General features: G+C 41.9%; 24 protein-coding genes. 19 read left to right on the top strand and 5 right to left on the bottom strand.

Translation table 11 applies throughout. The features are described from left to right. Nucleotides 1–196 precede the first annotated feature (196 nt). A complete protein-coding gene (gene adhP, locus ACQKL0_RS17915) occupies nucleotides 197–1,210 on the top strand; it encodes an alcohol dehydrogenase AdhP (RefSeq protein ID WP_402872317.1) in 1,014 nt (337 codons plus the stop codon). Between the two features lie 52 nt (nucleotides 1,211–1,262). Here adhP and ACQKL0_RS17910 read toward each other — a convergent pair whose 3' ends face one another. Genes ACQKL0_RS17910 through ACQKL0_RS17900 form a run of 3 tightly spaced genes read right to left on the bottom strand, consistent with a single transcriptional unit; the run spans nucleotide 1,263 to nucleotide 5,450 of the window. Continuing rightward, nucleotides 1,263–2,693 (bottom strand): sigma-54-dependent transcriptional regulator, encoded by a 1,431-nt coding sequence (locus ACQKL0_RS17910; protein ID WP_427688927.1) that lies wholly within the window; start codon nucleotides 2,691–2,693, stop codon nucleotides 1,263–1,265. A gap of 1 nt (nucleotide 2,694) precedes the next feature. Then, nucleotides 2,695–4,290, bottom strand: a complete 1,596-nt coding sequence (locus ACQKL0_RS17905; protein ID WP_427688925.1) for an ATP-binding protein — start codon at nucleotides 4,288–4,290, stop codon at nucleotides 2,695–2,697. 11 nt (nucleotides 4,291–4,301) lie between these two features. Continuing rightward, nucleotides 4,302–5,450, bottom strand: a complete 1,149-nt coding sequence (locus ACQKL0_RS17900) for an iron-containing alcohol dehydrogenase (protein ID WP_427688923.1) — start codon at nucleotides 5,448–5,450, stop codon at nucleotides 4,302–4,304. A gap of 253 nt (nucleotides 5,451–5,703) precedes the next feature. Here ACQKL0_RS17900 and ACQKL0_RS17895 point away from each other — a divergent pair, with 253 nt between their 5' ends. From ACQKL0_RS17895 to ACQKL0_RS17810, 18 genes are all read left to right on the top strand, one after another. Further along, complete coding sequence (locus ACQKL0_RS17895) at nucleotides 5,704–7,110, top strand: M28 family peptidase (protein WP_427688921.1); 1,407 nt, start codon at nucleotides 5,704–5,706, stop codon at nucleotides 7,108–7,110. Between the two features lie 451 nt (nucleotides 7,111–7,561). Next, a complete protein-coding gene (locus ACQKL0_RS17890) occupies nucleotides 7,562–7,762 on the top strand; it encodes a DUF5344 family protein (RefSeq protein ID WP_427688993.1) in 201 nt (66 codons plus the stop codon). Beyond that, nucleotides 7,759–9,282: a T7SS effector LXG polymorphic toxin gene (locus ACQKL0_RS17885; protein ID WP_427688919.1), complete on the top strand. Its 1,524-nt coding sequence runs from the start codon at nucleotides 7,759–7,761 to the stop codon at nucleotides 9,280–9,282. The genes ACQKL0_RS17890 and ACQKL0_RS17885 overlap by 4 nt, the downstream gene beginning before the upstream one ends. Before the next feature lie 12 nt (nucleotides 9,283–9,294). Continuing rightward, the gene (locus ACQKL0_RS17880; RefSeq protein ID WP_402958541.1) at nucleotides 9,295–9,669 is read left to right on the top strand and encodes an immunity 22 family protein; all 375 of its coding nucleotides are present in this window, start codon (nucleotides 9,295–9,297) and stop codon (nucleotides 9,667–9,669) included. A 666-nt stretch (nucleotides 9,670–10,335) separates the two neighbouring features. Next, entirely contained in the window at nucleotides 10,336–11,010 is a 675-nt protein-coding gene (locus ACQKL0_RS17875; protein ID WP_402958539.1) for a response regulator transcription factor, read from the top strand. After that, a complete protein-coding gene (locus ACQKL0_RS17870) occupies nucleotides 11,010–12,389 on the top strand; it encodes a sensor histidine kinase (RefSeq protein WP_427591639.1) in 1,380 nt (459 codons plus the stop codon). Before ACQKL0_RS17875 ends, ACQKL0_RS17870 begins: the two co-directional genes overlap by 1 nt. A 108-nt stretch (nucleotides 12,390–12,497) precedes the next feature. Then, a complete protein-coding gene (locus ACQKL0_RS17865; RefSeq protein WP_402958535.1) occupies nucleotides 12,498–13,586 on the top strand; it encodes an ABC transporter permease in 1,089 nt (362 codons plus the stop codon). Beyond that, complete coding sequence (locus ACQKL0_RS17860; protein WP_402958533.1) at nucleotides 13,583–14,260, top strand: ABC transporter ATP-binding protein; 678 nt, start codon at nucleotides 13,583–13,585, stop codon at nucleotides 14,258–14,260. The genes ACQKL0_RS17865 and ACQKL0_RS17860 overlap by 4 nt, the downstream gene beginning before the upstream one ends. Before the next feature lie 173 nt (nucleotides 14,261–14,433). Beyond that, the gene (locus ACQKL0_RS17855) at nucleotides 14,434–15,273 is read left to right on the top strand and encodes a YitT family protein (protein WP_402872314.1); all 840 of its coding nucleotides are present in this window, start codon (nucleotides 14,434–14,436) and stop codon (nucleotides 15,271–15,273) included. A gap of 197 nt (nucleotides 15,274–15,470) precedes the next feature. Then, nucleotides 15,471–15,656 carry a hypothetical protein gene (locus tag ACQKL0_RS17850; RefSeq protein ID WP_402989277.1) on the top strand — a complete coding sequence of 62 codons (186 nt, stop codon included), beginning with the start codon at nucleotides 15,471–15,473 and terminating at the stop codon, nucleotides 15,654–15,656. A gap of 390 nt (nucleotides 15,657–16,046) precedes the next feature. After that, nucleotides 16,047–17,342: an ABC transporter substrate-binding protein gene (locus tag ACQKL0_RS17845; RefSeq protein ID WP_402872101.1), complete on the top strand. Its 1,296-nt coding sequence runs from the start codon at nucleotides 16,047–16,049 to the stop codon at nucleotides 17,340–17,342. Between the two features lie 110 nt (nucleotides 17,343–17,452). Next, the gene (locus ACQKL0_RS17840; RefSeq protein WP_402872097.1) at nucleotides 17,453–18,313 is read left to right on the top strand and encodes a carbohydrate ABC transporter permease; all 861 of its coding nucleotides are present in this window, start codon (nucleotides 17,453–17,455) and stop codon (nucleotides 18,311–18,313) included. Continuing rightward, the gene (locus ACQKL0_RS17835; RefSeq protein ID WP_402872094.1) at nucleotides 18,310–19,131 is read left to right on the top strand and encodes a carbohydrate ABC transporter permease; all 822 of its coding nucleotides are present in this window, start codon (nucleotides 18,310–18,312) and stop codon (nucleotides 19,129–19,131) included. The genes ACQKL0_RS17840 and ACQKL0_RS17835 overlap by 4 nt, the downstream gene beginning before the upstream one ends. A gap of 54 nt (nucleotides 19,132–19,185) precedes the next feature. Beyond that, nucleotides 19,186–20,229 carry a LacI family DNA-binding transcriptional regulator gene (locus ACQKL0_RS17830; protein WP_402872092.1) on the top strand — a complete coding sequence of 348 codons (1,044 nt, stop codon included), beginning with the start codon at nucleotides 19,186–19,188 and terminating at the stop codon, nucleotides 20,227–20,229. A 189-nt stretch (nucleotides 20,230–20,418) separates the two neighbouring features. Continuing rightward, on the top strand, nucleotides 20,419–21,141 hold the full coding sequence (locus ACQKL0_RS17825) for a ThuA domain-containing protein (protein WP_427688917.1): 723 nt from the start codon (nucleotides 20,419–20,421) through the stop codon (nucleotides 21,139–21,141). An 18-nt stretch (nucleotides 21,142–21,159) separates the two neighbouring features. Continuing rightward, a complete protein-coding gene (locus tag ACQKL0_RS17820) occupies nucleotides 21,160–22,182 on the top strand; it encodes a Gfo/Idh/MocA family protein (protein WP_402872086.1) in 1,023 nt (340 codons plus the stop codon). Between the two features lie 18 nt (nucleotides 22,183–22,200). Beyond that, a complete protein-coding gene (locus ACQKL0_RS17815; protein ID WP_402872084.1) occupies nucleotides 22,201–23,241 on the top strand; it encodes a Gfo/Idh/MocA family protein in 1,041 nt (346 codons plus the stop codon). Nucleotides 23,242–23,262: 21 nt separating this feature from the next. After that, on the top strand, nucleotides 23,263–24,231 hold the full coding sequence (locus ACQKL0_RS17810) for a sugar phosphate isomerase/epimerase family protein (protein ID WP_427688915.1): 969 nt from the start codon (nucleotides 23,263–23,265) through the stop codon (nucleotides 24,229–24,231). Between the two features lie 201 nt (nucleotides 24,232–24,432). On the opposite strand, the gene rluF is transcribed toward ACQKL0_RS17810, so the two are convergent. Both rluF and ACQKL0_RS17800 read right to left on the bottom strand, forming a co-directional pair. Continuing rightward, nucleotides 24,433–25,140, bottom strand: coding sequence for a 23S rRNA pseudouridine(2604) synthase RluF (rluF, locus tag ACQKL0_RS17805; RefSeq protein ID WP_402872080.1), 708 nt, complete (start codon nucleotides 25,138–25,140; stop codon nucleotides 24,433–24,435). An 87-nt stretch (nucleotides 25,141–25,227) separates the two neighbouring features. Then, a complete protein-coding gene (locus ACQKL0_RS17800; RefSeq protein ID WP_427688913.1) occupies nucleotides 25,228–26,121 on the bottom strand; it encodes a DMT family transporter in 894 nt (297 codons plus the stop codon). Nucleotides 26,122–26,378 lie beyond the last annotated feature (257 nt).

Below are 26,378 nucleotides of genomic sequence, written 5' to 3'. Positions count from 1 at the left end.
CTGTCATAATGGGCCGAATTTTCGGCTAGGGTTTACGTTTGAACCTAACTTGATTGGACTTTTCTGTTTGGCATGGCACTTGCATTATAAATAAGTGGAAGTGAGAAAAACACGGACCTAAGGGAGGAATAGAATCATGAATGTAAATCAGGGGACAAGTACGGTGGAATCGAAAACATTGAAGGATGTTAAAACAATGAAGGCAGCGGTCGTCAATGAATTTAAACAAGAGCTTGAAATTAAGGATGTACCGATTCCGGATTTAGAGTATGGTGAGATTTTAGTTAAAATTAAGGCATGTGGCGTATGTCACACGGATTTACATGCAGCACATGGCGACTGGCCGGTGAAGCCAAAGCTCCCGCTTATTCCTGGACATGAAGGAGTAGGGATTATCGAGAAGGTAGCAGAGGGCGTCACAACATTGAAAGTCGGTGACCGAGTAGGAATTCCATGGCTTTATTCGGCATGTGGCGACTGTGAATACTGTTTGACGGGTCGTGAAACGCTCTGCTTGGATCAACTCAATGCAGGATATTCGGTGGACGGAGGATATGCGGAATATTGTAAGGCACCGGCAAAATATGTTGTCAAGGTTCCGGAAGGGCTAGATTTTGCCGAGGTCTCCCCAATTTTCTGTGCAGGTGTGACGACGTATAAAGCGCTTAAGGTTTCAGAAGCAAAACCAGGGGACTGGGTCGCAATCTATGGTATTGGCGGACTTGGGCATGTTGCGCTTCAATATGCGAAGGCGATGGGATTCAATGTCATTGCCGTCGATATTCAAGATGATAAGCTTGAGCTGGCAAAAGAACTAGGAGCGGATTATACAGTGAATGGGTTGAAGAGCGACCCCGTTCAAGCAATTAAGGATAAAGTTGGTGGCGTACAAGCAGCTATTTCTGTTGCCGTAACGAAAAAAGCATTTGAACAGGCTTACAGTTCAGTCAAAAGAGGCGGAACACTCGTCGTGGTCGGATTGCCGAATGATGAACTTCCTATCCCTATTTTTGATACGGTATTAAATGGGGTAACGGTGCGAGGTTCAATCGTTGGTACAAGAAAAGATTTACAAGAATCTCTTCAATTTGCGGCAGATGGAAAAGTACGGACGAATATTGAAACAAGACAGCTTGATGAAATCAATGATGTGTTTAAAATGATGGAAAAGGGTGAAATTAACGGTCGTATCGTTTTAACAATGGAATAGAAAAAAATGAAAGGGTATCCTATTAATGGGGGCACCCTTGTTCATATAAGAGTCAGGTATGTTTTTTTTCATTTAGTATATAACGTAATTTCCTCATTGAAATCTGTAGGCGCTTGGCGGCTTCATTCCGGTTTCCAAACGTTTTTTGAAGGGTTTGCAGGACGAGCTCTTTTTCGATGGTAGATTCGAACTGTTTGATTTCCAAGAGTATGTTTTCAAGCGTCAGCTCATCTTTTTCATTAAAATCGGCTACAAGTTTCTTCCGCCATTCTTCGAGAGGGTTTTCAGGAGAGTGAAGATCCATTGTAGCTTGTTTCTTGGATGAAATGACCTGATGGGTAGGGAGAACGATATCGTCCGCAGTGATATCCTGTCCATGATCTGCGAGGGTTAAGGTTCTCATCACGGTATTAGATAGCTCACGTATATTTCCGGGCCAGTCGTATAGCTGTAATTTTTCGATAGCCTCTTGTGAAAAGGATACATCTGCCTGACCATTCCTTTCGACCAGATGCTCGACAAGTAGAGGGATATCCTCTTTTCTATGACGTAATGCTGGTATTTCAAGAGTGACAACATTCAGGCGGTAAAATAGATCCTCCCGAAATTTATTGTTTTCTACTGCTTGCTGAAGATTTTCATTAGTGGCAGCTACCAATCGTGCGTTGGTCCGTAATGTCCCACTGCTTCCGACCCGCATAAATTCCCTAGTTTCCAGGACCCGCAGAAGCTTGACTTGGATGGCTGGACTGGCATCAGCAATTTCATCAAGGAAAAGGGTTCCATTTCCGGCTATTTCAAAAAAGCCTTTTCGTTGTTGGGTTGCACCGGTGAATGCGCCTTTTTCATGGCCGAATAATTCACTTTCAAGCAGGGATTCTGAAATGGCTCCACAATTAATCGCGATAAAGGGCTCGTGGTTACGCGGGCTTGCTGAGTGAATGAAGCGGGAGAGCACCTCTTTACCCGTTCCCGTTTCCCCTTCTATTAAGACATTAACCGATTTTTGAGCGACTTTGAACGCCATTTCTGTCAGTTCTTTCATTATGACACTTTCACCGACGATGAGACCGGAGTCCCTGGCCAGTTTCTGAAAGAAATGCTGATTCACATCCGTGTTTTCATTCAGGAGGTTTTCAATCTGCTTTTCTAATACCTCAATATCGGCAAAGGGTTTTTCCATATAATCACTTGCGCCAAGTTTCATAGCGCGGACGGCGGTCTTGACTGTGCTGTAACCAGTCATGATGAGTGCCTTGCAACGAGGTTGTTTTTGTTTGAGATGTTGTAAAAGGGAAAGGCCGTCACAATCAGGAAGCTTCAAATCAATCATCGCAGCATCATAATGCTCCTGATTAAAATCGATTGCATAAAAGTCCTTTCCACTATGTATGACGTGTACGTTGTATCCTTTCATCGTAAAAAGCCGGGATAAAAAGGTACCCACCTCTTTTTCATCGTCCACTACAAGTAAATGAATCATGTTATTCACTCCTCTCATCTTCTGTCGGTAGGGGGATCTTCAGTGAAAATATACTTCCTTGGCCTGGCGTACTCCATACGTCAATTTTGCCGCCATGATCTTTCGCGATGCCAAGACTAACAGACAACCCCAGTCCAGTCCCCTTGTCGCGGTCTTTTGTCGTATGAAAAGGGTGGAAAATAAGAGGGAGGCGCTCGGCTTCAATTCCTGTCCCATTATCAGCCACCTGGACGATCATATATTCCTCTTCTAAAAAGGTCTGGATGGTGATTGTTTTTGGGGCTGATTCATCAAGATCACTCAAGGCATCCTTGGCATTCAATAACAAGTTGATGATAATCTGTTCAATCTGCTGTTGGCTGCCCTTGATGTACGGCAGGTCTTCCTGTAGGGAAAGGTGAATGAATATTTGTTTCTTCTCGAGTTGGAACTTCAGCAAGTTCAAAACTTGGTGGATGGCTTCGTTCATAGAATAATAGTGGAACTTGTATTCATCCTGCCGTGAAAAGGTAAGCAGACTTTTTACGATTTGCCTGCATCGGTCGCCGCAATTTTGGATATCGGTTAGCAGGTTGTAATCATGGTGTTCCGGAAGTGTGCTTCTCAATAAAAGCTGAGAGTTACCAATGATGGCGGTTAATGGACTATTCAATTCATGGGCTATTCCCGCTGCCATTTCACCGATGGCCCCTAGCTTGTCGGCATGAAGTAATTGAGCTTCCATTTTTCTTCTTTCGGTAACATTTTTATAATAAGCGATAACCCCGTATACTTGCTGTTCCTTGTTTTGAATGGGATAGGCGTGCATTTCCATTATGGCTCCTTGCTGAAGAAGGAGTTCCTGAAACCCTGGCTTATCAAGTGAGAAGGTTTCTTGAACGAGAGCTTGAGAGGCCTTTTTCAAAGGTTCTAATTCAAAAAAATCCTTGGCTGCATCATTGGATTTGTAGACCCCACCCTCCCGGTCAAAGACGACAATCATATCTTCTACCGCCTTAAAGGTATCCTCCCATTCCTGCTTAGAATGAAGTACTTCCATATAGAGCAGAGCATTTTCGAAAGTAAGCGCTAGCTGATTGGATAGTTGCTTTAGAAAATCTAACTCCTCTTTGAGCCATGCTGTGTTATTCTTCCTGCCGAAGGTTAAAATCCCGATTTCTTCATTTTTTCCGTACACAGGAATCAAGAGGAGCGTTTCTATCTGAAGGGACAGAAGTTGTTCTTTTTCTGGATAAGTAGGGAGCATCTCGACGTTTATCAGGATCGGCTCCTTTATCGAATGTAATTGGTCTTTGGATTCAATGTTAAGCTCGCATGGTTCATTAGGGCATATATGGAGTAGAGTCGGATCTTCTTCATATAAAATAATGAAATGACAGTCATCAAATGAGACCAGTCGTTTTAGTTTATCGACTACATTTCGAAGAATAAGATGAATATCCAAGTCTCCGTTCATGTTCTTGGTAATATCATTCATGATTTCAAGTTGTAGATTCTTCTTTTTTAACTCATCGACGGTCTTCTTTAGTTCAGTGTAGTATGTTTTTTTCGAAGACCGTACACCGGTCATTAAATCTATCATTTCATTTTTGTTCATGGTTGCACCTCCTATAGGGCTGTAAGGAGCAATTGTTTAATCTGTTCTATGGACATATCACGAGGATTTGTAATCATGCAGGCATCATCAATAGCGGTCATGCCTATTAGTTCAATCATATCCGTAGTAATGCCGACATCCCCTAAACTTAGAGGCACGCCTATATCTTGGGATAACTCCCGAACGAAGGCAACAGCGGCGGCGCCTGATTGTTGCTCTGTTAAGGTCCGTGTGTCGATTCCCATGATTTCCGCAATATGGCTGAATCGCCTAGGGGAAGCAATTCGGTTGAAATCCATGACATGGGGGAGAAGGATTGCATTGATTTCCCCATGTGGAAGCAGGTACTTTCCGCCGATGGCATGGGAAATCGCATGGGCGGCTCCTAAAATGGCGTTGGAAAAGGCAAGTCCGGCTTGCAGGCTAGCCATGGCCATCGCCTCTTTTGCTTCTTCATTATTTTTAGATGCAACAGAAGGGCGTAGGTAACGGGAGACGATGGAGAGGGCGTTCTGTGCTTGAACATCAGTAAGTGGTGTTGCTGCGATAGAAACATAGGCTTCAATGGCGTGAGTCAAAACGTCCATACCCGTTGCCGCAGTCAAGTCTGGATCCAAAGTTGTCAACGTAGCCGGATCGATGATGGCAATATCGGGTACGAGCGACTTTGAGATGATCGTCATTTTCTTCTCGCGGAACGAATCGACAATCACCGAAAATTGGGAGACTTCCGAGCCGGATCCAGCCGTGGTCATGATCATCACCATGGGTGGAAGAGGCGAATGGACTTTATCGACCCCTTCATAATCACTGGTGACTCCGCCGTTTGATGCCAATAAAGCGACCCCTTTGGCGACATCCAGCGCACTTCCTCCGCCAACCCCTATGATGGCATCACACTCATGATTATGAAACGTCAAACAGCCGGCTTCTATTTCACGGTCTTTAGGATTTGTCGTTGCATCGATAAAGGAAGCGTAGGCAAGTCCTGCATCTTGACAGGATTTTATGACGATATCCAGCCAGCCGGCATTGGCTACACCAGGGTCACTTACAATCAGCACCTTTTTGGCCCCTAAACGTAGGCATGCCTCTCCCGCTTGCTCTATCGAACCTTTTCCAAAAATCACTTCAGGCATCACGAATTTAGTAATGGACATCCTCGCCCCTTCTTCCCTGATTAAAGTCGTATTCTCTTTGTACTACTTTCCAGAAAAAAAGCTAAATTCCTGTATGTTCGAAAGAATTTTTATATAGGATGACAAAAAATAAATCGTATCCCAGCGTAAACGCTTATAAAAGGTATTATAGACTAGCGGGGAAATGGGATAATTAGGATGAATATACCTATTTTAAATATTCTGAATAATTTACAATGGATTATAAGAATCTATTGAAATTAGGAGGAAATCTATGAAAAAACCATTTCTATCTCTTACATTAGCTACTACGTTAGCGTTGGGAGGCGTTAGTAGTACCACTGCATTGGCGGCACCTGCTCATTCATCTCCGAGTGAAAAAGCCCCCTCCACAGATAAGCAAATTGTTAAGAGAATCAATGTCGACAAAATCTACAAGAATATTGAATACCTCTCGCAAACACCTCGCGTGGCTGGGACAGAATCGGAGTATAAAGCGGTCCAGTTCATCAAAAAGCAGTTTAAGTCATATGGCTACAAAGCGGATATTGAAGAGTTTCAATTCTTATCCTACACAGATCCTGACAAGGTGGAACTGGCTTTCGACGGATATGATGGGGAAGTTCAACCAAAACATTTAACCTATTCAGTAAATGGGGACGTTTCAGGTGATGTGGTATACGCTGGATTAGGAACGTTGGAGGAGCTTGAACAAGCCAATGTTGCCGGAAAGATTGCTCTCATACAACGAGGAAGCCTTTCTTTTGCTGAGAAAGTAGTGAATGCAGCTCAAAAAGGGGCTGTGGGAGTCATCATTTACAATAATGCAGAGGGAGATTTAAACGGGACACTCGGAGGAGTCAATGACCAATATGCACCGTCTGTCACAATTACGAAAACGGCAGGTGAAGCAGTCGTAGCAAAATTGGAAAATGGAGAAAAGGTGAAGGCCTCCTTGAAAATCGAGGGTGCTTCTTCGGGAGAAAAAACGTCCTATAATGTAGTGGCAACGAAAAAAGCAACCAAGAATATAAAGGCGAAGAAGAGTGACATCATATATGTAACCGGACATCATGATTCAGTAGCTGGGGCACCAGGTGCAAATGATGATGCATCAGGAACTTCTGTCACGCTTGAGCTTGCCCGTGTTCTGAAGGACCTGCCTACAGACACGGAAATTCGCTTCATCACCTTTGGAGCAGAGGAAAATGGATTGCTAGGTTCGCAGGATTATGTGGACAATCTATCAGAAGATGAAATCAATAGAAGCATTGCGAACTTCAACTTGGATATGGTCGGTAGTAGGGATGCGGGGGACTTGATCCTCTTGACGAATGATGGTGAACCGAATCTAGTAACGGATCTTGCACAGGCTTCTAGCAAGAGACTGAACGGTGTAGCTACCCCTTATGGAGAGGGAGGTCGAAGTGACCATGTATCCTTCTCTGAAGCAGGTATCCCTGCTGCCTTGTTCATCCACAATCCATCAGAGCCTTGGTATCATTCCCCAGATGATACGATTGATAAAATCTCAAAAGAAAAGCTTCAAGATGTAGCACGTATTGCGGGGACAGCGGTCTATGACCAAGCAAAAGTGCAAGAGAAAAAACCGAAACCGAAACATAAAAAAGGTAAGAAACAAAGAATGCCTCATTTACACTTCAAACAGGATATTAGATAAAAATGAAAGCCAAGAGGATGCAGATTGCATCCTTTTTTTGATTTATTTAAAAAAAAGGAGGTGAAAAGACTTAATCCTATATCGAGATTGTTGTGATGAAATTCCTATAAAACTACTAAAGTAGCGTATTTATCCCTATTTATCTCTCGGACTTTAATCCTTATAATGAAAAATATGTAAAATATGACATTTGTTTATTCGAGAAATTATTTATGAGGTGATTCTTTTGGGATACGTACAAGGACGGAGTGATGTTCACTCTACGTTTTTCTTTAGTGAAATGGATAGTATAAATGGGAAGAATACCCGATTAGAACAGAAGGATACATGTAGAAATATCCGATTTAAAGAAGTTGGTGTTGTAAATGACGACAATTAAACTGAATCATTCCGCCGTGACAAAGCAAGTGGGCCAGGTGAAAATGGCCGTGGATGGGACGGCAATGGGGCACTGCCGGCCGATCAGCTCGGCAATAACGATCTGAGCTTTACATCGAATTGGGAGGAAAGGGAAACCAATCTGGAAAAGACCTTCAATCAATACCTGACGATCGTCAAAAAGAATCTGGAAGACACCCGGGCCAACGTGGATTTACTGAAAGAGCAGGATGAAGCCATCACCCATACTGCACAGGGGTATCAGCCATTATGACGATATTCGAAGCTAAGCCTTTGAAGTCGGCCGTCAAGTCACGGGCCAAGCAATATGAGGACCTCAAGGGGCAGGTCGAAACGCTTAAAAAGGAAATCCAGGGAATCGTCGACCTTGATGAAGAATTGGCCGGAGCCGGGGCGACGGCCATCAAGAACTTTTATCGGGCACAGGTCACCGTGGCGAATGCCTGGATCGAATTATTCACCACGCAAATCAGTTTCCTAAAAGGCATTCCGGCCATATTGGAAGAAGCGGACCTATCCGGTGAAACCGTGGTCGAGGTGCCCTTTTTAGAGGGGGAAGTGACCCATGGTCTTTCCAATGCCAAATCGATGGTGAACCAGCAGTCCACCGATCTCCAGAAGATTTTTCAAAACATTGATGATATCCTTCCACTTACGGTGTTCAAACAAGAAGATTTCCATGAGAAAATGGAAAAAGCCGAAAAAGAAAAGAATACGACCATCAAGAAAGTGAAGGATGTAGACAGTAAACTGGTCGAGGAATATGAAGTGAGCGAGGACCAGGAAAAAGTGGCCATTGGACTTGTGCAGGCTCTCATTGAAGCCACCAGTCAGGACGGTACCATTTCCCCGATGAACTTCAACCAAAGCGCCTTTCAAGTGAGTGCAGCCTATCAAGTGAAGGATGAAGTGGCCGAGAACATGAAAGGCTACCGGGAGTTTAAGAAACAAGAGGCCGAAGCCCGGAAGCTCGAAAAGGAAATGGAAGCAATCTATGCAGGGCTGGCCAAACAGAATATTAAAAGCAATCGAAGCGATGATTCAATAATGGATTCAAATACTGGGGACTATGCTTTAACATTTGAAGGGAAAAGGAAGGTACTTGGTGGTAACGGTTCAGGAACTCCGGATGGCCTAGCCCCATATGCCATAGCGGCAACTGATTTCCTTCTAGGCGATATAGCTACTATGATTGGTCCCGGTTCCACTACAAATGAAAGAATAACAGCTGCAGCGTTCACTTTCATTAAACCCATAAAAGTCTTAGATAAGGGTCATGATGTGCTAAAAGGTGTTAAGATTAAGGATGCTGGTAAGGGTATAGATAATGCTAAAGATATAAACAAATTAACTGTTGATGATATACCAACTGCAAAGAATGGGAATTTTAATAAATTCTTCAATTCCCTTACAAGTAATGAACTAGACGAACTTTGGAAAGATAAAAAGATTAGAAAGAAAATTGAACGTCAGCTTAGAGAACCTGGAGGTTTACATGAATGGCACTTAGTTTCAAGAGCTCCGCAATTTAAGTGTTGGAATATTGGTGCTGAAGAGATTAAAGACTTAAGAACAGCTATATCCGATGTCAAATTTGTCAATCCAAAGGGTGTTCACGGAGGATTAGGCTCAACTAAAGCACATAATGAATTGTTAGCAATAATAGATACTTCTAGCGACTATAATACATTTGTTAGACGGCTTAATAATTGGGCTAATTATAGATTAGAGGGTGGAGTTTCGTCTTTACCACAAGGTCTAAGATTAAAGTAGGAGGGTACTATAATGGAAAAACAAGGATGGGTTTCAATTTGGTTAGGGAATATTAACGATGAGGACCCAATAGGAGAGTATGTTGATTTAACGTATGATGAGGATGGCGAGTCTGTCCCTTCCCAATTCTTTATCGATTTTAATATTGATATGGATGAAACTGATGAGGATACAATAGAAAAAGCAGTCTATAAGAATAGTAGTAGTGATATATCAGCATTATTAGATGGGTGTTCGTATGAAGAAATTGTCATCCCAAAAATCCAGAAAAGTATAAACCTAAAGAAATCATATAATGCAGTAATTTTAATATATAATTTTGAATATAACAATGAAATTAGTTCAACTGGTGCTTTTGATTTTATTGCTACTACTAATTATGAATAAGAGAACTCTTAAAGGTTCTAATTAGTAAGTCTCCAGGCAAAGAGATTGATATACCTGAGATAATGTAATTTATGTGAAACCTTGATTGGCAAAGTTTGAAGAGATACCTAGTGACGAATGAACTATTTATTACTTACAGAATAGAGATAACCCTTGCAATCCCAAATTTGATGTTTTTACAAATTATATAGTACGTACAACACCTTTTAAACGTATGCCCAATTTACTCTTAATTTTGTTAAGTAAATAACCATAATATCATCAGTTACCACCATTTTATTCTCCAAAGCTATACCTAAGGGACAACTGATTTAGAGGATAATTTTCTAACTAAATATGATGAGGGATGTTTGGTTATCCGCAGACTTTTTAGTTTATCTTACTTGTGGACATTGAATAAATACGAAGGTAAGTAAAACATATTTGGAAGGAATAATTTTAATAGGCAAAACATAAAACCTAGACGAATAAGTGGTCTAGGTTTATATGTGTTTAATATACACTTCAAGGTTTTTAGCTTCAGAAGGATATATCACTTCTTTATAGGTTTTGATGAAGGGATAAAAACCCTCTACCTGTTTTATTTTAAATAGGCTTGGGTTGTTTTAAGAGCTCGAATATTGCTATTGTAGGGATATTCATATTAAGAAGCGGAGATGTGTTTCTTTGATACATATATTAATTGCAGATGATGATCGGCATATTCGAGAGTTACTGAAATTTCACTTAGAAAAAGAAGGATACATGGTGTTCGAAGCGAAGGATGGGAATGTGGCTTCCTTATTATTAGAGAAAGAACGGATTCATCTGGCTGTTGTGGATATCATGATGCCTTATAAAAACGGACTGGATCTTTGTAAGGAGATACGCGATCAATATGATTTACCGGTTATTTTACTTACGGCTAAGGATCAGCTCATTGATAAAGAAAAGGGATACTATGCCGGGACGGATGATTATCTCGTTAAACCCTTCGAGCCACAAGAGCTTTTATTTAGAATAAAAGCGCTTTTGCGACGGTACCGTATGGTGAATGCTGAGTTAATAACATTAAATCAAACCATCATCGACCGAAGAAGTTATGAAGTCCGAATTCAGGGAAATACATTGCTTCTTCCGCTTAAGGAGTTTGAACTGCTTGCTCAATTAGGGAGTTTTCCCGATCAGGTTTTTACGCGGGAGCAACTTATCGAACTTGTGTGGGGAGCAGATTTTGAAGGGGATGACCGGACGGTGGATGTTCATATCAAACGGTTACGTGAACGATTCACAGGACGTACGGATGATTTTGTCATCACGACTGTCAGGGGATTGGGATACAAGCTGGGGGTCAAAAAATAGTGAAAACACTCTATTTTCGAATCGTTGTCCAAACGATCTTAATCATGGTGCTTGCTAGCGTCATTGCTTTTTTACTTTCTAATGTGTATTACCATCAAGTTCTTAAACCCTACAATGGAGAGAAAATCAGCAAGGTCGCAAGGGAGATCGTTTCTTTGTATGAGGAAAATCCTGATCAGGATATTGATGCTTATTTAAACCATGTATCAGGATTGCATTACCAGCTGTACTTAATCAATGAACAGGGTAAGGCTACTTCTTATGGCAAATCGTTTCATCAAACGGATTTGGATGGGGATACGGTTTCTGATGTCTTGAACGGGAAAGTCTATGAAGGGATTGAAACCTATAATAACGGGCTGTTCATTACCGGTTTTTTTGAAGATGCATTAGAAAATAGTATTGGGGTTCCGCTGAACGTGGATGGCGAAAAATACGCCTTGTTCGTTAGGCCTGATATTGAAAAGCAGTTTGGGGAAATTCGCTTTTTCCTGGCCGTTTTGCTCGTTCTTATGATCTTACTTAGTTTCTTTTTCATTATTTTTAACACACGTTTTCTAGTTAAGCCCATTACCAAATTAACGGAAGCGACAAAAAGGATTGCTGATGGGGATTATAGTGGTGAATTGAACGTTACCCGTGGTGATGAAATTGGGGATTTGGCGAAACATTTTTCGAAAATGACTCAGAGCATCCAACGATTGGAAGACATGAGACAGGAATTCGTTTCCAATGTTTCACATGAAATTCAATCTCCGCTCGCCTCGATCCAGGGCTTCTCCCAAACCCTGCAATCGGAAGAGTTAACGAAGGAAAAACGAAAGGAGTACTTGTCCATTATTGAAAAGGAGAGTCGGCGTATGTCGGCAATGAGTAAGCAGCTTCTGATTCTCGCTTCATTGGATAAAGGAGACGATCCCCTACAGCGTACAAGCTTTGATTTAGCTCAGCAAATAAGGCAAGTGCTGTTCATGCTGGAATGGAGTTGGCGGGAAAAAGACATGGTGATTGAAATGGATCTACCATCCACCATGATTTCTGCAGACGAGAAGCTGTTAATTCAAGTATGGACAAACCTGATAACGAATAGCATTAAGTACTCTGAAAGTGGGGGTTCAATCATTATACGCATCAAAAAAATTGGCCGGATGGTCGAAGTGATCATTAAAGACACCGGTATGGGGATAGCTGATGAAGAGCTTCCTCATATTTTTGAACGGTTTTATAAAGTTGATAAAATGCGTAATCGCAGTGAGAACGGGAGCGGCATAGGTCTTTCCATTACGAAAAAGACGGTGGAACTTCACGGTGGAACGATTGCGGTTCAGAGTGAACTTGGGGAAGGGTCTACTTTTTATGTTCGTTTGCCGCTTATGTAATCAATTGTTCATCTTCCATTCATAATGATTCATTACAATCGATGTATACCACATGAACATAAGGGATTGGATGTTCAAACGGTAACAAAAGAATTGGGAGATGAAAAAATGTTTTTAGCAATACGTGAGCTGAAACATTCAAAGGTGCGTTACTTACTGATCGGGTTGATCATGGTTTTGGTCGCATGGCTGGTCTTTATCATTTCTGGATTGGCTAATGGACTTTCAGCTGAAAATGCTTCATCGATACAAGGCATGGATGCTGACTATTTCATGATGGAGTCTAACGTGGAGCATAAACTAAACCGATCTACTATTCCGCTGGATACATTAAGTGAGGTTCGTTCTTCAACGGGTGTTGAAGGAGCGGAGGCCCTGGGTCAAATGATGTTGACCTTCAATAAAGAAGGTACATCGAAAAAGACGGATGTCACGATTTTTGCAACGGATGCCAATGGGTTCCTTGCACCCAAAATCGTGGAAGGGAAAAGCTATGATAATAAGAAGAAAGGCGATATAGTAGCCAATGATTCTTTAAAAGAGGACGGCTATAAGGTAGGGGATACGGTAGTAGATGAATTATCCGGTAACAAATTCACTATCGTAGGATTCACCGAAAATCAATCCTACAGCCATACACCTGTTGTATACATGAACGTTAAGGGATGGCAGGGGATTAATCCTCGGTTGAAAAACACGGACGCAATTAGCACAATTGCGGTTCAAATGGATCAAGTAGGTCCGTTGAAGTCTGTGTCTGATGTGGATCTCATTACGAAGGATGAGATGCTTCAAAGTATCCCGGGATTTAAAGAAGAACAAGGTACATTGGCGATGATGATAGCCTTTCTGTTTGTGATTGCTGCATTTGTTCTTGCTGTGTTCTTCTATGTCATCACTTTACAGAAGACGAATCAATTTGGAGTCATGAAAGCACTCGGAGCAAGTACTGGCTACCTTGCAAAAAGTATCGTGGGCCAAGTGTTCATGCTTGCGGTGGTATGTATAGCAAGTAGTGTTGCACTAACATACGGGGTCACTTTCATCATGCCAGAAGGAATGCCTTTTGAATTAAGTACTTCTTTGGTCATTCAATATTCGATTCTTTTATTGATTGTTTCGGTATTGGGTTCCTTGTTATCACTATATCGAGTGTCAAAAATTGATGCCATTGAAGCCATTGGGAGGGTAGCATGATGAATCATAAACTATCATTCGATCACGTCAGCAAAATTTACGGTGAAGGTGAGAATATCGTGAGGGCTCTTGACGATGTTACCTTTCAAGTGAAAGCTGGGGAATTTGTGGCCGTTGTTGGTCCATCAGGTTCGGGGAAAAGTACTTTCCTCTCTATAGCAGGTGCTTTACTTTCCCCAAGTAAAGGTAGTTTGCTTTTAAATAATGAGGATATAACATCATTTTCTCCGAAGAAATTAACACGTGTCCGTCTAGAGAAAATTGGCTTTGTTTTTCAATCATCCAATCTTGTTCCGTACCTTACCGTACGTGACCAGCTTCTGCTTATTTCAGAACTGATTGGGCAACGTGACAAGAAAGCTGTGAAAAAAGCTGATGAATTACTTAGTCATCTCGGACTTAGTCATCGGTGCAATCATTTGCCAGAAGAGCTTTCAGGCGGTGAACGTCAACGGGTAGCAATTGCGCGGTCGTTGATGAATAATCCAGACATCATTTTAGCAGATGAACCCACTGCAAGCCTTGATTCAAAGCGGGGGCGAGAGGTAGTGGAAATGCTTGCGACCGAGGTGAAGTTAAGAAACAAGGCAGCCATCATGGTGACGCATGATGAGAGAATGTTAGATTTGTGTGACCGTGTCGTCAACATTACGGATGGCAAGATTCTTCTATAAAAGAGGTAGTATGCAGGCTACTGTATTCCGGTTTAGCGGGAGTACAGTGGCCTTTTACCATTCCTGATTTAAGAGATGAATTATTTTAACAGATTAAGAAAATCAATGAAGGAATCAATTACGTGTTACTATATAGCAAGGAAATTGTTTATATAAAGGCGGGTAAGTTACATATGAAAAAGACTTCTTTAGATGTTCTCATTATAATAATAGGTGCGTTCATTTTTGCGTTGGCAATCAATCTTTTCGTTATTCCCAATGATCTCGGTGAAGGTGGAGTAACGGGGATTACCATCATTTTATTCTATTTATTCCAGTGGTCACCGGGCCTGGTAAGTTTCATTATGAATGCATTCCTTCTGATTGTCGGATATAAATTTTTATCGAGGATTACAACCATTTATACGATTATTGCCGTCACCTTCCATTCTCTTTTTCTACATTTAACGGAGAATTGGAACGTTTCTTCGGATGAAATCGTAATCAATGCCATATTTGGCGGTGTGTTTGCTGGTGTAGGAATTGGTTTGATCATTCGGGTGGGCGGTACGACGGCAGGTTCTACCATTCTTGCTCGGATCACAAATAAATATTTAGGCTGGAGCATAAGTTATGGGTTATTGTTCTTTGATATAATCGTGGCCGTCTCATCCTATTTCATTATCGGTGCGGAAGGTCTCATGCTAACCATCCTTATGCTATATATTGGAACGAAAGTAATGGAGTTCATCATTGAGGGTGTAAACCCGAAAAAGGCAATCACCATCATCTCGAAAGAAGCAGATCTCATTGCGAAACAAGTAACGGTTAAAATGGATAGAGGGGTCACAGTTTTTGATGGACATGGCTACTATACGAAAGATGCGAAGGAAATTCTATATATTGTCATTAGTAAACAAGAGGTCGTCAAGTTAAAGAGAATTGTTCAGTCTACCGATAGCCAAGCTTTTATCGCGATACATGATGTAAGGGATGTATTTGGTGAGGGGTTCGTGGATATTTCGAAGTCATAAAATCATTTTGGGAGCCGGATTGGGCTCCTTTTTTTATATGGATAAACGGACTTTATTTCAAGGGGCCTAGGCAGGTCTTTTTTTATTTCCCTGAAAATGACAAAAAAATCTGTGAATTTTGAATAAATTGTTATATTATGTAAGTAAGAATCCAACCATCATGAGGAATACAGCCATTATATATGGAGGTGTTTAGCATGATTCTTTTAAAAGTGGATGACAGAAAGTTTGGGAAGAGCAATATTAAGTACAGCATAGTGGATAAGGAAACGGATGAATTACTTATTAGTGGTGTGTTCGAGGAATTTGGACAAGCAAGTGATAAATATTACGAATTGAAGGAAGAGTATGGGTCTTCCAACGTGAAAATGGTTTTGAAGTGAATGGAAGGGAAGCCTTTTGGTTTCCCATTTCTCTAATGAAATACAGCTTGCATTCTGAATGGTTGAAAAAGATGAAGAAATACCCAGAATGGATATCCGTTCAAATTATATAATCAGGAGAAGGAATAATTCTTGGGTATTCAATCATATAATTTAGAAGAAGAAACGTAATATATTCGTAGACTTATACATTTAATTGTAAGTAATGTCATTAAGTGGTAATATAAAGAAAAAGAAATGTAACCGATTACAATTAGGTTTGTAAGGTGGTGGTTTATCTTTCAATAGAATAGTGAAATGACAGTTTATAAGATATCTACTTTTCATACTTTATGCAAACGTTTTCTTAAAAGGAATAGGAAATTACGGAAAAAGGGAGAGTTGATAGGCATGAAGCGTAAAAAATGGTATGGGGGAATCTTTTCTATTTTATTGATATTTAGTGTGGTCTTGGCAGGTTGCTCTTCTTCTACTGGCGGGGACAGTGATTCCGATAATAAAGATAAAGTGACGCTGGATATTTTCCAATTTAAAGTAGAGTTTAAGCCGCAATTTGAGACTCTGGCCAAGCAGTATGAAAAAGAGAACCCAAATGTGAAAATCAAAGTATCGACAGTTGGCGGCGGGAATGATTATAAATCAGCCATTACCGCAAAATTTGCTTCCGGTGAGGAACCAGCGGTGTTTAATATTGGCGGACCGATCGATGTGGAACAATATAAAGATAGATTATCAGATTTGAAGGATACGAAAGCTGCAGAGGCAGCACTGGATGGGACGTTGGATGGCGTTGAAGAGGACGGGCAGATTCTTGGGCTTCCATTCAATCAGGAAGGGTATGGCCTGATTTATAACAAAAGGGTCTTTAAAGAAGCCGGAATCAAGGCGGAAGAACTTACAAGCTATACAGCTCTAGAGGATGCAGTGAAGAAGCTGGATTCACAGAAAGGCAAATTGAAGCTTGATGCAGTATTCGCGTATCCGGTCAAAGAGAAATGGGTAACGGGAAACCATTTATCCAATGTCTTTTTAGCACCGGAGTTTGATGGAAACGTGTTGACGGCAAGCAAGGCGGAAACCGTCAAGTTCTCGGATGGAGACAAGTTCAAACAACTGGTCGATATTCAAAATAAATATTCTGTTCAGCCAACGGCAAGCCTTGATTACTCCCAACAAGTAGAAGAGTTATTCTCCCTTGAAAAGGTTGCAATCATCCAGCAAGGGAACTGGGTGTATAACACAGTGTATGACATGGATCCCGAATTAGCTGAAAATGGCATAGGCATCATCCCTATTCCGAATGGGGACACGGCAGCCATGCCGGTCGGGGTACCGAACTATTGGGCAGTAAATAAGAAATCGGATGAGAAAGTTCAGGAAGAAGCGAGGAAATTCCTAGACTGGATGTATACATCCGATGCAGGTAAAAAAGCTGTATTAGAAGATTTTAAATTCATTCCAGCCTATGAAGGGTATGACGTTGAAAAAATTGCCGATCCGTTATCAAAAGAAATTTATAAGTATTCACAAGAGGGAAATACCATTGGATGGGTGTTCAATGGATATCCAGTCGGGTGGAACGATGATCTGGGTGCAAGTGTCCAAAAATATGTAACCGGTAAAATGACATGGGATGAACTCGTCAAACAAAACATTGAAAACTGGGAGAAAATCCACAGTAAATAGGCATTCCGTTAAATAGGGAAACAACCAATCGAGCCTAACTTGTGTCGATTGGTTGTTTGTTCTATAAATATATCCGCTACTTACACACTATATTAGGAGGTCGGTTTCAAATGCGAAATCGAGATGCTGCATATTGGCTGTTCTTGACACCTGTTCTAGCCGCGCTCATTTTGGTCGTGATCGTGCCGCTCATTTACGGGTTTTATTATTCATTTACGAATTGGAACGGTTTGGGTACGCCCGATTTCACGGGTCTCAAAAATTATATAAACCTATTCTCGGACAAGGGCTTCCTGGATACATTTTGGTTCACCATCAAATTTTCTGTAACAGCGATTGTGGTCATAAACGTTCTTGGTTTGAGCTTGGCACTTATCGTGACTTCAAAACTGAAATCGAGCAACCTTCTTCGGACCATTTTCTTTATGCCGAACTTAATCGGTGGATTGATTCTTGGTTTCATTTGGCAGTTCATCTTCATCAAAGTCTTTGGTGCCATTGGCGATGTAACCGGCATAGAGGCATTTAATGGTTGGCTTTCCACAACCGAGACTGGATTTTGGGGATTGATCATTTTAACGTCCTGGCAGATGGCGGGATATATCATGATCATTTATATCGCTTATTTACAGGCAGTTCCTGAAGACCTGATTGAAGCGGCTAAAATCGATGGGGCCAATAGCTTCCAACGTTTTCGCCATATAACTTTTCCGCTTGTGGCACCAGCCTTCACGGTTAGTTTGTTCCTGACGCTTTCACACTCTTTCAAAATATATGATCAAAACCTTTCTTTGACGAACGGTGCGCCATACAATTCAACAGAAATGGTCGCAATGAACATTGTTAAATCCGCGTTTACCGAAAATGATATGGCTTATGCACAGGCCAAGGCCGTGATCTTTTTCGTGATTGTGGCAGCCGTTTCCTTGACACAGGTATATATCAATAAGAAAAGGGAGGTTGAGCTATGATGAGAAAGAATTGGAAGCTTTGGCTGGTCGGATTGATCGGGTTTGTATTGGCCTTGTTATGGCTCACCCCTTTTTATTTAATGATCGTAAATGCTTTTAAAATGAAACGCGAGATTTTCTCTGACACATTGGGCTTGCCGGATACCTGGACACTAGAAAATTTCACTCAGGCCTTCGAACAATTGGATTTTCTTCGGACTTTATTCAATTCCATCTTTATATCGGTTGTCAGTGTCGTGATAATTATTATCTTTTCAGCAATGGCCGCATACGCGCTATCACGAAATAAAAGTAAATTTAGTTCTTTGCTGTTCTTCGTGTTTGTGGCAGCCATGCTTATTCCATTCCAATCGGTGATGATCCCGCTTGTAGCCCAATTTGGTCAGATGGGTATGTTGAATCGCACCGGATTGATCATCATGTACTTAGGGTTTGGATGCAGTCTCTCCATATTCCTATATCATGGTACTTTAAAAGGGATCCCCATCACGCTGGATGAAGCGGCTAAAATCGATGGAGCCAACCGTTTTCAAGTATTCTGGTATATCATTTTTCCATTATTGAAACCGATGTCAATCACGGTCGGGATCTTGAATGTCATCTGGATTTGGAATGATTACCTTTTGCCATCGCTTGTTATCGGGGGTGCGGGATCTGAGACCATTCCACTTAAATTATTCTTCTTTTTCGGTCAATATACGAAACAATGGCATCTTGCCTTGGCAGGACTTACCTTGTCAATCATTCCAGTCATCATTGCGTACTTTTTTGCCCAAAGACAAATTATTAAAGGAATTGCTGACGGTGCGGTTAAATAACTATTTAGATATAGGGAATAATAAGCCCTGTGCGATGAACGGGAGTAGATGAAAATGTCTGTAACGATCAAAGACGTTGCCAAGAAAGCGAATGTCGCTCCATCCACGGTATCGCGTGTTATTCATAACAGTCCGACCATTAGTGAAAAGACAAAGCGTAAAGTACGGAAGGTATTGAAGGAAATGGGCTATCATATGAATGAAAATGCCCGGAATTTGGTTACAAAATCCACGAAGACCATTGGAATCGTAATGAAAAATTCGGCTAGGGAATCCCTGTACAATCCATTCTTTCCAGAAGTGATCCGAGGCATTGGCGACTTTTGTAATAAAGAGGGGTATAGCCTTTCGCTAACGACTGGGGAAACCGAGGATGCCATTTTTGAAGACGTCGTTAAAATGGTTCAAGGTAGACGCGTGGATGGCATGATTGTTTTGTATTCGAAGCAGGATGATAAAGTGGTGCCCTATCTAGTGAAACAAAGCTTCCCATTTGTCTTGGTAGGGAAGCCAAGGACGGATATGAGTGGCATCACTTTCATTGATAACGACAATGTTCAAGCGGCTAAGGAATTATCGGAGTTCGTCATCAATCTTGGTCATCAACGGATTGCCTTTTTAGGGGGCAGTCCTGAATTCGAAGTGATCCAGGCGCGTTTAAGCGGATTCCGACAAGCAATGGAACAGGCAAAGTTAAGCGTGCCAAAGGAAAGTATTAAACTGATTCCATTGAATCGCGCCGATGGCATAAAAGCCATCGAGGAACTGCTGAATTTACCTGAATCACCAACGGCATTTATAGTCATGGACCTATTATTGGGTGTGCTGTTATTGGGCGTGTTAGCGGAAAAGAAGTTGAAAGTTCCGGAACAAATAAGTGTCGTCTGCTTTAATCACTCGGAGTTTATCGAATTCTTAAGTACACCACTAACCACGGTCGATATTCATACGTACCAACTGGGCTATGAAGCAGCAAAGTGCGTATTTGATTTAATAGCCGATCCTAAAATGATGGAAAAGAGTATCCGGGTTCCTACCAAAATCGTACAGCGTGAGTCACATTCCGCTATTGAAAAAGAAATTACAGAGAAATTGTAGAATTGTTTTAGCAATTAAAGCTTGATTTTTCCTAACATAAATTTACAATATAGATTACCAATGTATTTAATCTTATTATTCAAAATTATTTTTTTATTGTTTCTAACGCAAACGTTTGCGTAACAAAATAAGAGGTATTAGTTAAACATGCAGGGGAAGTCGCCGAAAAAACATATGGAGGAGATTCTGATGAAGGTTTTGGTATGGAACGAGTATCGCCATGAACAAACGAAGCCAGAGGTAGCAGAGATTTATCCAAATGGGATCCATGGCGCGATTGCCGAGTTCTTACAAGAAGATCAGATTGAGGTTAACACGGCTACGCTTGACGAAAAAGAGCATGGTCTGACGGAAGAGGTACTGAAGGAAACGGATGTACTCCTCTGGTGGGGGCATATTGCACATGATGAAGTGCAGGATGAAATCGTCCAACGTGTTCATAAGCGGGTGCTCGAAGGGATGGGCCTTATCGTCCTCCATTCAGGACACTTTTCGAAAATCTTCAAACAATTAATGGGAACGACCTGCGATCTGAAATGGCGCGTAGCGGATGAAAGGGAACGGCTCTGGGTCATGGATCCCGCTCACCCCATCGTTGAAGGAATCGGTGAATATATTGAGCTTGAGAAGGAAGAAATGTACGGGGAGCATTTCGATATACCCGCACCAGATCAATTGCTCTTAATGAGCTGGTTTGAAGGCGGCGAAGTTTTCCGAAGCGGATGCACGTACCAACGTGGAAAAGGAAGGATATTCTATTTCCGGCCTGGCCATGAAACGTATCCGACCTACTATAACCCAGAGATACAGCGGGTGATAAAGAATGCGGTCAAGTGGGTCAAGCCACGTTCTCACAACAATGTGGTTTATGGAAAAGCGGTACCATTGGAGAATATCTCATCCAAGAGATGAAGTGAAGGAGAGAGCAGAATGGTCAAAGTACAAGTGGGAGTCATTGGTTGTGGGAGCATTGCGAAAAATAGGCATTTTCCGGAATATGAAGCGCATCAGGAAACCGATATTGTAGCCGTTTGTGATATTGCGCAAGACAGGGCGAATGCAGCGGCACAAAGGTATGACGCAAAAGCATATACTGATTATATAGAACTCTTAAAGAATAAGGATATTGACGTGGTTAGTGTATGTACACCGAATTACCTGCATGCCCCCATCACGATCGCTGCTCTTGAAGCTGGAAAGCATGTTCTTTGTGAAAAGCCCATGGCGACCTCTTTAGAAGATGCGGAAAAAATGAATGAAGCAGCTGTAAAAAGCGGCAAGATATTAATGATTGGTCATAATCAGCGGTTTGTCCCTTCACATCAAAAAGCCAAAAAGCTAATTGAGAGTGGGGAATTAGGAAAGATTTACAGCTTCCGGACAGCTTTTGGACATTCAGGACCTGAAACTTGGAGTGTCGATGGGGAGAACAGCTGGTTTTTTAAAAAAGATCAAGCGGTCATCGGGGCGATGGGGGACTTAGGTGTTCATAAAGCCGATTTACTGCGATATGTGTTAGGCGAGGAATTTGTGGAAGTCGGAGCTTTTGTGGAAACGAGTGCAAAGCAACAGGCGGATGTTGATGATAGCGCTGCCTGCATCCTGCGAACGGGAAGCGGTATTATTGGTACCCTGACGGCAAGCTGGTCGTACGCAAAAGAAGACAACGCAACGGTCATTTATGCGGAAAAAGCCGTATTGCGTCTAGAAGACGACCCTAAATATTCACTGATTATCCATCATAAGAATGGGAAGACCGAAACCTTCGAATTAGGGGGCATCCAGACAAATGACTCTGGCGGACAGCATGATACTGGAGTAATCAGCCACTTTATAAAAAGTGTGGTAAACAATGAAGAGCCTCTTGTCACAGGAATTGAAGGATTACAATCACTAAAAGTCATTCTCGGCGCAATGGAATCAAATGCATCCAGACAAATCGTCCGCTTATAAAGGGGTTTAATAGTCATCATGTACAAATTGAAAATGGGTATTATCGGTGCTGGGGGGATTGCCCAAAAAAGGCATATCCCAGCCTTCCAAACATTACAGGATAAAGTGGTTTTATATGCAATTCAGGATATTGATGAATTGAAGGCGAGAGATGTCGCCAGGCAACATCATATTGAAAAAGTTTTTACCAATTATGAAGATATGTTTGCCGAAGTGGATGCGGTCACGATAGCCACACCGAACAAGTTTCATGCCGAGATTTCCATAGCGGCATTGCAGGCTGGTGTACATGTTTTATGTGAAAAGCCGATGGCCATCACGACTGAGGAATGTAAGGCAATAACCGATGCGGCAAACTTATCTGGAAAAGTGCTCTCCATTGCGTATCATTACCGGTTCATGAAGGAAGCCCAGGCTGCCAAAAAAATGATTCGAGCAGGTGAAATTGGAGAGCCATACGTGGCACGAGTTCAGGCCATTCGACGCAGGAAAGTCCCCGGTTGGGGCGTATTTACGAGCAAGGAATTGCAAGGCGGAGGCAGTGTGATCGATTATGGCTGTCACTTGCTTGACTTGGCTTTATGGCTGATGGATGACCCAGAACCAATCGAAATTGTAGGTTCGACATATAATTATGTCAGTAAGGGTGTCGATCAAGTCAATCTATGGGGCAATTTCGATGCTTCCGTTTTTGAAGTGGATGATCATGCAACGGCTTATATCAAATTTGCAAATGGAGCTTCTTTGTTATTTGAAACGTCGTGGGCCGCGAATATCCGCGAAGAAGCGACAGTCTTGAGTTTATCCGGAACACAGGGTGGTCTAGATGTGTTCCCGCTCATATTGAACCAGGCGAAGCACGGGATGCTTTTGAATAGTGAAGCGGTTTGGATGCCAGGTGAGGACACACCGGATCTTCAACAGGCGGCGAACTTTATCGATAGTTGCCTTGGTTTTGCCGAACCGTTGGTAAAACCGGCGGAAGCCATGAAAGTATCGAAAATCATTGAAGCTATTTACCAAAGTTCCGCAAGCGGAAAAGTCATGAGCATCAATTAATGCAAAGGTGAGGTGAGGCGAGTGAAACTAGGCGTTTTTACAGTACTATTCGGACAAAAAACATTTGAGGAAATGCTTGATTATGTGGCAGCCTCTGGATTGAAAACAGTGGAAATCGGTACAGGCGGGTACCCAGGTAATGCCCATTGTCCACTGGATGAGCTATTGGAGAGTGAAGAAAAGCGGCAGGGCTACATGGAAGCCATCCAATCAAGGGGGCTAGCCATCAGTGCGTTCAGCTGTCACGGCAACCCTATCTCCCCAGATGAAAAATGGGCAAGGGAAAGTGATGAAAATCTAGTAAAGTCGATTAAGTTAGCTGCCTTGATGAATGTACCTGTCGTCAATACCTTTTCCGGTACCGCAGGTGATCACGAAGGTGCCAAATATCCGAATTGGCCGGTTGCTCCATGGCCGAACGAATATGCGGACGTCTTGAAATGGCAATGGGAAGAAAAACTGATTCCCTATTGGAAAAAAATCGCTGCGCTTGCTGATGAACATCATATTAAAATTGGACTCGAACTGCATGGGGGTTTTCTTGTCCACACACCATACACCTTGTTGAAGCTACGGGAAGCCACATCGAACGCAATCGGTGCCAACCTTGACCCAAGCCATCTCTGGTGGCAGGGAATCGAACCTGTCGGCGCCATTAAAATTCTTGGAAAAGCTGGAGCCATTTATCATTTCCATGCTAAAGACACCTATCTGGACCAAGATAATATCAATATGTACGGTCTCACCGACATGCAACCATACGGCAACATCCAGACACGTGCCTGGAACTTCCGCTCAGTAGGTTGCGGCCATAGCCTCCAAGAATGGTCCGACATGATGAGTGCCCTTCGTACTTATGGCTATGACTACGTCGTCAGCATCGAACACGAAGATCCGCTCATGTCGATCGAAGAAGGTTTCCAACGAGCCGTGACGAACTTGAAAACCGTCCTGATCAACGAAAGTCCAACCGATCTATGGTGGGTATAACCGATAATGAGCAGCCTAATGGTTGCTTTTTATTTTGGAGTCGAATTGGACTTTGACCGAAAAAAAGCTGGATTAGACCGATATATCTTCAACTAGACCGATAAAATGTTGAAATTGACTGATATATTACGCAGTTTGACCGATAAAAGGAATGCAGCTAGCTAAAAAAGATGCTCCCAAATCTGGGGGCATCCTCTTCACTCATCTTTTTCTTGGTGTGTAATTCAATTCTGCAAATAGTTCGTTTAATTCTTCTTTTGTCAGGTCGCGCCATTGACCGAGGGGTAACCTGTCCAAGTGGATGTTCATGATGCGAACGCGCTGCAGTTCACGGACTTCATAACCTAGTGCTGTACACATGCGGCGGATTTGCCGGTTCAACCCTTGCATTAAGGTAATGTTGAACGTATGGCGTGAAAGCGGCTTGACTTCACATGGAAGTGTTTTCGTATCCAAGATTTCTACGCCTGATGACATCTCTTGTAGGAAGGAATCCGTAAGTGGCTTATCAACAGTGACAATGTACTCTTTCTCATGCTTGTTTTCTGCCCGGAGGATTTCATTTACGATATCTCCGTCATTTGTAAGCAGAATCAAACCGCTTGAGTCTTTATCAAGACGACCCACATGAAAAATGCGTAGCGGATGATTAACAAAATCGACAATGTTTCCTTTGATATGTTTTTCAGTCGTGCTTGTGATGCCTGTTGGTTTATTCAGTGCAATATATACATACTGCTGCTCCACTTTTATCGGTTTGCCATCGACACAAACATCATCGCCCGGTTCAGCTTGGCTGCCAAGTTCGGCTACAGCTCCGTTTATGGTCACTCGACCTTCAGCAATCCATTTATCGGCGCCTCGTCTCGAAGTAATCCCTGATTCACTAATATATTTATTGATTCTCAACTAAAGCACACCTTTACATTCAGATTTTCTTCTATAAAGATAACGTAAATCATGCTAGATAAACAAGGGGAAAGCTAAAATGTCTACTTAAGCAGAAGCCACAGCTTTTTTATCCTTCTTCTTTTTAGTGGCTAAGTAGACACCGGAGAAGACAAGAAGGCCGCCAAGAATCTGGACTACTGTGATGCTTTGACCCAACATCAAGCTTAGAATCGCAGTGAAGACGACAATGAGATTAAGGTAAACGCCAGCTTGGCTTGCATCAATATGACGCAGTGAAATGTTCCAGAAAATGAAGGAACAAACGGATGGAAAGATTCCAATATATAAAATGCCTACCATCGCTTGAGTACTTAAATCAAGGTTCAGCCCCGAACTAAAGGCGAACGGAGCAGCCAGAATCAGTCCAAGTAAAACGGATACGGCGGTGGCTGATATGGCCGGGATATTTTTTATCTTTTTGGCGATGAGTGAATAGAAGGTCCAGACAAGTATCGCCAGAATCATCAACAGATCTCCTTTATTGAAGGTAAGATGGAAAATGGTCTGAAGATGTCCATTCGTTAAGACCAATAATACTCCGAATAAGGATAGAATAAGGCCAATCACATGTAGGAATGAAATGTTCTCTTTTAATAGTAAGACGGAAAACAGGACGATGACCGCAGGGGTAATCGAATTAACGAGAGCGGCATTCATGGAAGTCGTATAGGTCAAAGCCCAATACAGGAAAAAATTATAGCCGATGATGCCGAGCATGCCCATCAGTAATAGTACTTTCCATGCTTTCCATACACTTTTCCAATCGGGTTTTTCAATCCAATGAGCAAGAGGAAATAATAGGATAACAGCAATTAGCCAGCGTGAAAACGTGAGTTGAATCGGCGAAAGTTCAGCAACGACGTATTTGCCGAAAATATAATTACCGGCCCAGAATAAGTTAGCCAAGATAAGAAATAAAAGAATATAAGATTTTTTCATGGGGTAGCCTCTTTCTTTAGTGATTGAATATTCAATAAATATACCAATATAGAAAAAGGGAAGCAATATAAATAGTGAAGATTACGTTGAGGGATTATTCTTGTCCAGGAAGGGATGCTATTCATTCATCGCGGGAAGCTTTGAATTATGAAATAAAGAAAAAAGAGGCTGTCTAATAAGTCCCTAAAATAAAACAGGTGGAGAAAAACGAGTTGTTTTTCTCCACCTGTTTTTCTATTTCTATAATAATTTACTGA

The sequence above is a fragment of the Peribacillus sp. NPDC097264 genome (assembly GCF_050277925.1).
GTDB lineage: Bacteria > Bacillota > Bacilli > Bacillales > DSM-1321 > Peribacillus.
Note: the sequence above shows the minus strand (reverse complement) of the source record. Positions and strands in the feature narration are given on the sequence as shown.

Excerpts from the sequence above, each read along its gene's own strand:
- ACQKL0_RS17865 (WP_402958535.1), top strand. The coding sequence starts at position 12,498 with ATGTTTTTAGCAATACGTGAGCTGAAACATTCAAAGGTGCGTTACTTA.
- ACQKL0_RS17830 (WP_402872092.1), top strand. The coding sequence starts at position 19,186 with ATGTCTGTAACGATCAAAGACGTTGCCAAGAAAGCGAATGTCGCTCCA.
- ACQKL0_RS17845 (WP_402872101.1), top strand. The coding sequence starts at position 16,047 with ATGAAGCGTAAAAAATGGTATGGGGGAATCTTTTCTATTTTATTGATA.
- ACQKL0_RS17885 (WP_427688919.1), top strand. The coding sequence starts at position 7,759 with ATGACGATATTCGAAGCTAAGCCTTTGAAGTCGGCCGTCAAGTCACGG.
- ACQKL0_RS17855 (WP_402872314.1), top strand. The coding sequence starts at position 14,434 with ATGAAAAAGACTTCTTTAGATGTTCTCATTATAATAATAGGTGCGTTC.
- ACQKL0_RS17905 (WP_427688925.1), bottom strand. The coding sequence starts at position 4,290 with ATGAACAAAAATGAAATGATAGATTTAATGACCGGTGTACGGTCTTCG.
- ACQKL0_RS17900 (WP_427688923.1), bottom strand. The coding sequence starts at position 5,450 with ATGTCCATTACTAAATTCGTGATGCCTGAAGTGATTTTTGGAAAAGGT.
- ACQKL0_RS17825 (WP_427688917.1), top strand. The coding sequence starts at position 20,419 with ATGAAGGTTTTGGTATGGAACGAGTATCGCCATGAACAAACGAAGCCA.
- ACQKL0_RS17835 (WP_402872094.1), top strand. The coding sequence starts at position 18,310 with ATGATGAGAAAGAATTGGAAGCTTTGGCTGGTCGGATTGATCGGGTTT.
- ACQKL0_RS17880 (WP_402958541.1), top strand. The coding sequence starts at position 9,295 with ATGGAAAAACAAGGATGGGTTTCAATTTGGTTAGGGAATATTAACGAT.
- ACQKL0_RS17815 (WP_402872084.1), top strand. The coding sequence starts at position 22,201 with ATGTACAAATTGAAAATGGGTATTATCGGTGCTGGGGGGATTGCCCAA.
- adhP (WP_402872317.1), top strand. The coding sequence starts at position 197 with ATGAAGGCAGCGGTCGTCAATGAATTTAAACAAGAGCTTGAAATTAAG.
- ACQKL0_RS17910 (WP_427688927.1), bottom strand. The coding sequence starts at position 2,693 with ATGATTCATTTACTTGTAGTGGACGATGAAAAAGAGGTGGGTACCTTT.
- ACQKL0_RS17800 (WP_427688913.1), bottom strand. The coding sequence starts at position 26,121 with ATGAAAAAATCTTATATTCTTTTATTTCTTATCTTGGCTAACTTATTC.
- ACQKL0_RS17850 (WP_402989277.1), top strand. The coding sequence starts at position 15,471 with ATGATTCTTTTAAAAGTGGATGACAGAAAGTTTGGGAAGAGCAATATT.
- ACQKL0_RS17840 (WP_402872097.1), top strand. The coding sequence starts at position 17,453 with ATGCGAAATCGAGATGCTGCATATTGGCTGTTCTTGACACCTGTTCTA.
- ACQKL0_RS17820 (WP_402872086.1), top strand. The coding sequence starts at position 21,160 with ATGGTCAAAGTACAAGTGGGAGTCATTGGTTGTGGGAGCATTGCGAAA.
- ACQKL0_RS17895 (WP_427688921.1), top strand. The coding sequence starts at position 5,704 with ATGAAAAAACCATTTCTATCTCTTACATTAGCTACTACGTTAGCGTTG.
- ACQKL0_RS17860 (WP_402958533.1), top strand. The coding sequence starts at position 13,583 with ATGATGAATCATAAACTATCATTCGATCACGTCAGCAAAATTTACGGT.